6 protein-coding genes, 8 tRNA genes and 2 rRNA genes are annotated in these 8,525 nt (G+C 37.1%); 14 read left to right on the top strand and 2 right to left on the bottom strand.

Annotation, left to right across the window (positions count from 1 at the left end; genetic code table 11):
- The 4 genes from IEV35_RS11530 to IEV35_RS11515 all read left to right on the top strand — a co-directional run.
- A 23S ribosomal RNA gene (locus tag IEV35_RS11530) occupies positions 1-164 on the top strand; the annotation flags it as partial.
- Between the two features lie 69 nt (positions 165-233).
- Positions 234-349, top strand: a 5S ribosomal RNA gene (gene rrf, locus IEV35_RS11525).
- 201 nt (positions 350-550) lie between these two features.
- Positions 551-625, top strand: a tRNA-Asn gene (locus tag IEV35_RS11520).
- A 26-nt stretch (positions 626-651) separates the two neighbouring features.
- Positions 652-724: transfer RNA gene (locus tag IEV35_RS11515), tRNA-Thr, on the top strand.
- 392 nt (positions 725-1,116) lie between these two features.
- Here IEV35_RS11515 and IEV35_RS11510 read toward each other — a convergent pair.
- Positions 1,117-1,845, bottom strand: coding sequence for a YwaF family protein (locus IEV35_RS11510; RefSeq protein ID WP_188384798.1), 729 nt, complete (start codon positions 1,843-1,845; stop codon positions 1,117-1,119).
- Positions 1,846-1,926: 81 nt separating this feature from the next.
- Positions 1,927-2,703 carry an enoyl-ACP reductase FabI gene (gene fabI, locus IEV35_RS11505; protein WP_188384797.1) on the bottom strand — a complete coding sequence of 259 codons (777 nt, stop codon included), beginning with the start codon at positions 2,701-2,703 and terminating at the stop codon, positions 1,927-1,929.
- Between the two features lie 249 nt (positions 2,704-2,952).
- On the opposite strand from fabI, the gene IEV35_RS11500 reads away from it, so the two are divergent.
- The 10 genes from IEV35_RS11500 (at position 2,953) to IEV35_RS11455 (ending at position 8,432) form a co-directional block, all read left to right on the top strand.
- A tRNA-Glu gene (locus IEV35_RS11500) sits at positions 2,953-3,027 on the top strand.
- A 3-nt stretch (positions 3,028-3,030) separates the two neighbouring features.
- Positions 3,031-3,106, top strand: a tRNA-Val gene (locus IEV35_RS11495).
- Between the two features lie 4 nt (positions 3,107-3,110).
- Positions 3,111-3,186 (top strand) — tRNA-Thr (locus IEV35_RS11490).
- Between the two features lie 37 nt (positions 3,187-3,223).
- A tRNA-Tyr gene (locus IEV35_RS11485) sits at positions 3,224-3,307 on the top strand.
- Positions 3,308-3,317: 10 nt separating this feature from the next.
- Positions 3,318-3,389, top strand: a tRNA-Gln gene (locus tag IEV35_RS11480).
- 428 nt (positions 3,390-3,817) lie between these two features.
- Positions 3,818-3,890: transfer RNA gene (locus IEV35_RS11475), tRNA-Lys, on the top strand.
- A gap of 164 nt (positions 3,891-4,054) precedes the next feature.
- Positions 4,055-5,344: a hydroxymethylglutaryl-CoA reductase, degradative gene (locus IEV35_RS11470; RefSeq protein WP_188384796.1), complete on the top strand. Its 1,290-nt coding sequence runs from the start codon at positions 4,055-4,057 to the stop codon at positions 5,342-5,344.
- The gene (gene mvk / locus IEV35_RS11465; protein WP_188384795.1) at positions 5,341-6,321 is read left to right on the top strand and encodes a mevalonate kinase; all 981 of its coding nucleotides are present in this window, start codon (positions 5,341-5,343) and stop codon (positions 6,319-6,321) included. Before IEV35_RS11470 ends, mvk begins: the two co-directional genes overlap by 4 nt.
- 31 nt (positions 6,322-6,352) lie before the next feature.
- Positions 6,353-7,345 carry a diphosphomevalonate decarboxylase gene (gene mvaD / locus IEV35_RS11460; protein WP_188384794.1) on the top strand — a complete coding sequence of 331 codons (993 nt, stop codon included), beginning with the start codon at positions 6,353-6,355 and terminating at the stop codon, positions 7,343-7,345.
- Positions 7,329-8,432, top strand: a complete 1,104-nt coding sequence (locus IEV35_RS11455; protein ID WP_188384793.1) for a phosphomevalonate kinase — start codon at positions 7,329-7,331, stop codon at positions 8,430-8,432. The genes mvaD and IEV35_RS11455 overlap by 17 nt, the downstream gene beginning before the upstream one ends.
- Positions 8,433-8,525 lie beyond the last annotated feature (93 nt).

Raw genomic sequence — 8,525 nt, 5'->3', positions numbered from 1 at the left:
GATAAGTGCTGAAAGCATCTAAGCATGAAGCCCCCCTCAAGATGAGACTTCCCATCACTTCGAGTGAGTAAGATCCCTTAGAGACTATGAGGTTGATAGGTCCGAGGTGGAAGCGTGGTGACACGTGAAGCTGACGGATACTAATAGATCGAGGACTTAACTAACTTAATTTGATTGTCGTTTGTTTACTCTTATTTAGTTTTCAGGGTATAAGTTATATATCCAAAACATTGTCTGGTGACGATGGCGAGAAGGACACACCTGTTCCCATACCGAACACAGAAGTTAAGCTTCTCAGCGCCGATGGTAGTTAGGGCATTGCCCTTGCGAGAGTAGGACGTTGCCAGGCAATTTTTGCATATCTGAAATTATTAATAAAATTTGCATAAATTGTTTATAAAGTTATATAATAACAGGGTGTTAGTATATAATATAGATATTCCATAGTAACCCCGAAGAATACACATCTTCGAATGAACTAGAAGACACAGGGGTCTAATATCTTGGGATATGCATTCAAAAACAGGATAAGCAATTATATTTAAATTATTCCACAGTAGCTCAGTGGTAGAGCAATCGGCTGTTAACCGATCGGTCGTAGGTTCGAATCCTACCTGTGGAGCCATTTTTATGTTTAGATTTTTAATAAATGCTTCCATAGCTCAGTAGGTAGAGCACTTCCATGGTAAGGAAGGGGTCGTCGGTTCAAATCCGGCTGGAAGCTCTATGCCAAACACTTATGTCCTAAGGGATGTAGGTGTTTTTTTTGTTAATCGAAATCAATAATTAAAGACTAGATAAGAACTTCTAATGCAAATCAATAAAAAGAGTTGTTATTTATGTATATCAATCCATAAGAAAGGTAGTTTCTTACTTTAGAAAATCCGATCCCTGGTAACAGTTGAATCGGATTTTCAATTCTAATGATCCTTTTATCCATCTTTGTTTATTTACAAGAAGAGACCGATACTCAAATATCATAAATTCCTTCATTAAATGGCTTACAGCAGTGTTCTTATTGATTATATAGTTTTACAGAGCTGATAATCTAAACGCCTTTGGACAACACTTAGTGTTTTGTGAAATGGACTTAATTATTTTGCAAAGTTTAAATTCCTAGTTGAATGATTGTACCTTCATAATAAATACTTTGTGAATATAATATAATGCAATAAAAACAATAAAGCCCACTGAGCAAAGATTGATATAATACCAAATACCATCTCCTAAAAGACTTAAAGGAGTATTTGCTGATGGTATACGTGCTAGGAAGAGGAAGTTCGCTTTAAATAAAGGATTGATTACAAAACCAACTAAAGCAGCATACCCTAATAGATAAAGATATGATTGGAACATATCTTTAAAGGATATAGTTAATGGTGTCGTTACTATTAGAAAAATGCATGCCCAAGATAAAGCAATATGATGAATAAAAAACTGCCAAAAACGAAAATGAGGGAAACCGTAGTAAAGCTCTGGTGTAATAACTGCCAGAAAAGAAGGCACAACTCCTATAAAGAATACAATCTGTATAAGATTATGTTTTTTTGTAAAGAGAGCTATCATAGTTAAGATGCCAGCTATACTGCATAGTTGAAACGGAAGATATTCTCGTACGTTCCAACTATTATTTAGAGAACCCCAAGCCTGATAACTTAGTTCAGAACATACTAAAATAACGAATAGTACCCATCTAATTATGTTAGATAATCTTTTTTTCTTTGTAATCTTGCTTCCATAGATTAATAGAGATATAAAACCAAAGACATAAACGAGTACCATTATAATGTGATACCATTCAAATGCATTAAAAGGTGCGAGTCTTTCACTTCCAAACCATTTCATTATATCCCCCCTTATTATAGATACGAATAGAAAAAATGACGCTCACTAAATGATATTAGTAAGCGTCAAAAAGTTGTACAATTATCCCCCAATAATATGGTAGCCTGAATCAACATGCAATACTTCGCCGGTAACACCTCTAGATAATTCACTCATAAAGAATAATGTTGCATCGCCAACTTGATCTTGGTCTACGTTTCGTCGTAATGGAGCTTTTTCTTCAACAACCCCCATTTTTTCATTAAATCCAGAAACCCCTTTAGCCGCTAAAGTACGAATAGGGCCAGCAGAAATTGCATTCACACGTATTCCATATTTACCTACGTCCTCAGCTAAGTATCGGACACTGGCCTCTAGAGATGCTTTTGCAACTCCCATTACATTATAGTTTGGAATTACTCGTTCTGCTCCTAGATATGATTGGGTAACGATACTTCCTCCCTCTGTCATCAAATCTTTTGCAGCCTTTGTTACGGCAACTAAAGAGAATGCACTAATATTTTGTGCTAGTAAGAATCCATCACGAGAAGTATCTGCAAATTCTCCTTTTAATTCATCTCGATTAGCAAATGCAATTGCGTGAACGAGACCGTGAATGACGCCAACTTTTTCCTTAATTTCATTGAAAGCTGTAACAATACTTTCATCATCGGAAACGTCACAAGAAACAATTAATTTTGCATCAATGTTATTCTGCTCCAATAATTTAGTAAGCTTTTTATAAGATCTTTCTTGTCTATTGGTAAAAATTAGGTTTGCTCCAGCGTTATGAAGGGACTTAGTGACCCCCCAGGCAATACTTCGTTCATTTGCTACACCCATTACAACTATATTTTTTCCTTTTAATAGTTCAGACATTTCGAACCTCCAATAATTGTGATTAACTATTAGTACCTAACTATAATTTAACATTTATTTTATAAAAAGACCATTATATATAAAAAAATATAAAAAAATTATATTTATTAGTATTAACAAACGTTGATTTAATAGGGTTTTTAAAAAGCGGATAAATTTTTTTAAAAAAAATTTGCTTTTCCTCTTTACAAACTGACTTAATCTGTATATAATAAAATTCGTTGACTGAAACAAGCCTTTTAAAAAACTGGCCCGTTGGTCAAGCGGTTAAGACACCGCCCTTTCACGGCGGTAACACGGGTTCGAATCCCGTACGGGTCACCATATGGAGGATTAGCTCAGCTGGGAGAGCACCTGCCTTACAAGCAGGGGGTCGCAGGTTCGAGCCCTGCATCCTCCACCATTACGCCGGCCTAGCTCAATTGGTAGAGCAACTGACTTGTAATCAGTAGGTTGGGGGTTCAAGTCCTCTGGCCGGCACCATTTTTTTGTATAAAAAAAACATATATGCTAAATATATGGAGGGGTAGCGAAGTGGCTAAACGCGGCGGACTGTAAATCCGCTCCTTCGGGTTCGGCAGTTCGAATCTGCCCCCCTCCACCATTTAGATTATTGGGCTATAGCCAAGCGGTAAGGCAACGGGTTTTGGTCCCGTCATTCCTAGGTTCGAATCCTAGTAGCCCAGCTTTTTTTATGCCTTTTTGGGAAACTTCACATACTTTATTGTATATAAACTCATAATAAAGGCAAGAAATAGCTCTGCTGAGTATTAATTAACGCTCAGTACATCAAAAGAAATACTAACATTGTGAGCCATTAGCTCAGTCGGTAGAGCAACGAGCAATACTTCCACCGAATAAGCTACGAGTAACCCCGAGGAATTAACATCTTCGAATGATCGAGAAGACGCAGGGGTCCACTTGGTTAACGCTCAATACATCAAAAGAAATACTAACATTGTGAGCCATTAGCTCAGTCGGTAGAGCAACGAGCAATACTTCCACCGAATAAGCTATCGAGTAACCCCGAGGAATTAACATCTTCGAATGATCGAGAAGACGCAGGGGTCCACTTGGTTAACGCTCAATACACCAAAAGAAATACTAACATTGCGAGCCATTAGCTCAGTCGGTAGAGCATCTGACTTTTAATCAGAGGGTCGAAGGTTCGAATCCTTCATGGCTCATCACTAATATAAGGCATATTAAAAACAAGGTTGTTATACATAGACAACCTTGTTTTTATTTGCATTTTATACTTTTTTTTAACATAATAGATAGAGTAATTCATTAAGGATATATAAAATAATAGCTTTGGACTATAAATAGAGTAAATAAAAGGATGGTTGGTATGAAATCTTCTAGAATTCCTGGTTTTTATAAAAAAACTATTGAAGAGAGAAGAGAACTCCTAAAGCAGGCGCTAGAGTTCTCAGACGATGACTTAAGCGTTCTAGCGTCACAGGAAGCATTACCAATCGAAACTGCAGATAAAATGATTGAGAATGTTATTGGAACATTTCCATTACCTTTAGGATTAGGATTGAATTTCTTAATAAACGGGAAAGACTATATTATACCTATGGCGGTTGAAGAGCCATCTATTGTTGCTTCTGCAAGCCATATAGCAAAAATTGTTAGAGATGCTGGTGGATTTAAGACAGAAGCTTCCGAAAGAATTATGATAGGTCAAATCCAAGTTGTAGGATGTAAAGACTTTGATTATGCAAAAGAATCCATTTTAAACGTTAAAAATGAGCTTATCAAAGCAGCAAATGCCACATATCCTAGTATTGTAGCAAGAGGTGGAGGTGCAAGGGATCTTGATGTTCGTATTCTAAATGACTCCCCTAACTCAAACTATGGAAAAATGTTGGTAGTACATGTATATATCGATACATGTGATGCTATGGGTGCAAATATCATTAATACGATGGTTGAATCACTAGCGCCGACCGTAGAAGAGATTACTGAAGGAAAAGTATATTTAAGAATATTATCAAATCTTGCAGATCGTTGTATTGCCAAAGCAACTTGTGTTATCCCTCCAGAACTTTTAGTTACTGGAGATTATTCCGGTGAGGAAGTTCGTGATGGAGTTATTTCTGCTTTTGAATTTGCCGATTCTGACCCATATCGTGCTGTAACACATAATAAAGGGATAATGAATGGAATTGATCCTGTTATTATTGCAACAGGTAATGATTGGCGAGCAGTTGAAGCGGGAGCACATGCGTATGCGTCGCGTTTTGGTAGTTACCGTTCCATGACGAAATGGTCAGTTGATGCAGAAGGGAATCTAGTTGGAGAGCTAGAGCTACCTATGTCAATCGGAACTGTAGGTGGCGCAATTCGTGTTCACCCAATTTCACAACTTGCGCATAAGATGTTAAAAACAGAATCAGCTTCTGAACTTGCCCAAGTAATAGTTGCTGTTGGATTAGCGCAAAATCTTGGAGCATTAAAAGCTCTTGTAACAGATGGTATTCAAAAAGGCCATATGGCACTTCATTCGCGATCTGTTGCCATTGCTGCAGGTGCTACTGGGGAGATGATTGATATTATAGCTGAACAATTAGTGAAGTTAAAAGAAATCCGTGTAGGTAAAGCTAAAGAATTGGTGGAACAATATACAAAATGAGTACAGAAAAAATAACTATATCAGAAAATATTATACAAACTGAAAAAAGTGGAATTGGCATTGCTCATAGTAAGTTAATTTTAATTGGTGAGCATGCAGTTGTGCACGGACAACCTGCAATAGCAATACCTTTTCCATTAGTTGGAGTGGAGTCTGTAGTAGAATATCAAGAAGGTCCGATTAGGTTTGATAGTACATTTTATCATGGGCCAATGAGCTCTGCTCCGCTTGCTTTAGAAGGAATTGTAAATAGTATTCATTCCACACTGAAGTACTTAAATCTTCCTAGAAAAGATATGGTGATTCACGTAAAATCATCTATTCCACCTGGGAAAGGACTAGGTTCAAGTGCCTCAGTTGCTATTGCAATTATTCGTTCACTATTTTCGTATGCTAAAGTAAGTTACTCAGAAAGAGAATTACTTCATTTTGCTAATATAGCAGAAAAGTTTGCACATGGTTCTCCAAGTGGTATTGATACATTAACAATAACATCTGAATCCCCTGTATGGTTCGAAAGAGAGAATCCTGTAAGTTATATTAGTCCAGGAGAAGATTTTCATTTTATTGTTGCAGACTCTGGACGAATAGGTGATACACGATCAGCTGTTGAGTCTGTGGCACACTTATTAAAGAAAACACCTAAAAAAATTCATGCAAAAATTGAAAGAATTGGGGAGCTAACTCATCTTGCCAAGCATGCTTTGGAAAAGGCGGGTAAAAACTTACTTGGACAAATGCTTAATGAAGCACAAAAGGAGTTAGTAGCACTAGGTGTAAGTGATGAAGGACTAGATCGCCTAATTAATTTTGCCCAAAAAGAAGGCGCACTAGGTGCTAAGCTTACTGGAGCAGGCAATGGTGGTTGTATTATTGCACTTGCTAAGAATGAAATTCATTCTAGGCAGCTGGCTGAAAAACTAAAAGAATTTGGTGCCTACGCCGTATGGCCATTTGTACTGAGGAAGCAAGATTAATTAGAGCTTCTTTTTAAAAAAGGGGATCATTATGAAAGCAACTGCAAAAGCACATACAAATATAGCCCTCATTAAATATTGGGGGAAGCGTGATGAAACTTTGATTTTACCGACAAACAATAGTTTGTCTGTTACATTAGATGGATTTTATACAACTACTTCAGTCGAGTTTAACGAGCAGTTTACAAAGGATACCTTTGTTTTAGATGACGTTTCGATAGCTGGAGAGCAATATCAGCGAGTGGCAAATTTTCTTAACCTTGTTCGTCAACTTGCAGGCAAAGAAATCTATGCCGAGGTAAAATCTACTAATGCTGTACCAACAGCTGCTGGTTTTGCCTCATCAGCTTCTGGATTTGCTGCCCTTGCTGCAGCATCGACTAAAGCAATTGGTTTAAAGTTAGATAACACAGAGTTATCAAGACTAACCCGACAAGGGTCAGGTTCTGCTTGTCGGTCAATTTTTGGTGGGTTTGCAGAATGGAAAAAAGGTGAGAAAGACGATGGTACGGATTCTTTTGCTGTTCCAATTACACCAAAAGAACACTGGGATATTCGTGTAGCGGCAGTTGTACTTTCTTCTAAGATGAAAAAAGTTTCTAGTCGCGAAGGAATGAAACGAACAGTAGACACTTCCCCATTTTTCCAAGGTTGGGTTGATAGTATTCCGACGGATTTAGCTGAAATAAAAGAAGGGATTTTTGCTAAAGATTTTGAGAAAGTCGGTCAAATTGCTGAAGCCAACTGTTTAAAAATGCATGCGACTACACTTGGGGCACAACCGCCATTTACGTATTGGTTAGATACGACTGTAACGGTAATGCAAACAGTGCGTGCATTAAGGGAACAAGGAATACCTGCATACTTTACAATAGATGCTGGTCCAAATGTAAAAGTACTTTATTTACCAGAAAATGAAGAAGAGGTACAAAGTACATTGAGAAACATTCCAGGTGTAACAGATGTTAAATTAAGTCGTGTAGGACAAGGAATAACCTACTTAGAGGATGAGTCTATTGTCTAAGTCACTATCAATTCAAGTACCTGGTAAGTTAATGATAGCGGGGGAATTTGCAGTTTTAGAGCCATATCACAGGTTAATGACGATGGCTGTAAATCGCTTTATCTATATAGATGTTATAGCATCAAATGACAAGCAAATTACGCTCGCAAAATTTAATTTAACAGATTTACATTGGGATTTTGCCAATAATCGAGCAACTATTTTTACAAACGACAAACGTGCTAATTTTGTTCAAGAGGCGATGTCTATTTCTTTTCTGTATTTAAAAGAAAAAGGAATTGAAATTGAGCCTTTTTCCATGGAGATAAAGAGTGAATTAGATGACCAAAGTACTGGCAAAAAATACGGATTGGGATCAAGTGCTGCCGTGTCAGTTGGTGTAATAAAAGCTATATTACAATTTCATCTAAACGAATCACCGTCTCCAGAGCTAGTATTTAAATTAGCAGCCATTTCTCATGTTGCTGCACAGGGGAATGGATCAGGAGCCGATGTTGCAGCATCAGCTTACGGTGGCATTATTTTATATTCTTCGTTCCAGGCAGATTGGTTACGGAAAAAATATCAGGAAGCTAATTCCCTTCTACAACTATTGGAGATGGAATGGGAATATTTTTTTATTCAACCAATAACTTTGCCAAAGGATGTTCATATTTGTATCGGTTGGACTGGTTCTCCTGCTTCAACAGGAAATTTAGTTGAGAGAATATTACAGTTAAAGAATGAAAATGTCTATTCCTATGATAAGTTTCTTGAAAGAAGTAAGGTTGCAGTAAATAGCATTCTTAGAGGGATAGAAACCAATGATATTCCAAAATTCTTAACAGGAATTACAGAAAATAGACAGGCATTGATAGCTGTTGGAAAAGCAGCAAATACAACATTGGAAACACCTGAAATATCTACATTATGTGACATCGCTGAAGTGCTTGGTGGAGCCGCAAAACAATCTGGAGCTGGTGGTGGCGATTGTGGAATTGCTTTTATGCCTTCACAACAGAGTGCAAATATGCTGATGAAAGAATGGAAATCCAAAGGGATTACTCCATTAGAATTACAACCATTTCATAATGGATTAACTAATTAAGGAAGTAGGTATCGTCTAAGAGATGATACCTATTTTTAAGGGTGTTTTACACTTAGTGTATAGGAATATAGATTTATTATTTATTGGTGTATG

This window comes from Ornithinibacillus halotolerans (assembly GCF_014637405.1).
Classification (GTDB): domain Bacteria; phylum Bacillota; class Bacilli; order Bacillales; family Amphibacillaceae; genus Ornithinibacillus; species Ornithinibacillus halotolerans.
Note: the sequence above shows the minus strand (reverse complement) of the source record. Positions and strands in the feature narration are given on the sequence as shown.

Coding starts and splice junctions, on each gene's coding strand:
- mvaD (WP_188384794.1), top strand. CDS start 6,353: ATGAAAGCAACTGCAAAAGCACATACAAATATAGCCCTCATTAAATAT.
- fabI (WP_188384797.1), bottom strand. CDS start 2,703: ATGTCTGAACTATTAAAAGGAAAAAATATAGTTGTAATGGGTGTAGCA.
- IEV35_RS11470 (WP_188384796.1), top strand. CDS start 4,055: ATGAAATCTTCTAGAATTCCTGGTTTTTATAAAAAAACTATTGAAGAG.
- IEV35_RS11455 (WP_188384793.1), top strand. CDS start 7,329: ATGAGTCTATTGTCTAAGTCACTATCAATTCAAGTACCTGGTAAGTTA.
- mvk (WP_188384795.1), top strand. CDS start 5,341: ATGAGTACAGAAAAAATAACTATATCAGAAAATATTATACAAACTGAA.
- IEV35_RS11510 (WP_188384798.1), bottom strand. CDS start 1,845: ATGAAATGGTTTGGAAGTGAAAGACTCGCACCTTTTAATGCATTTGAA.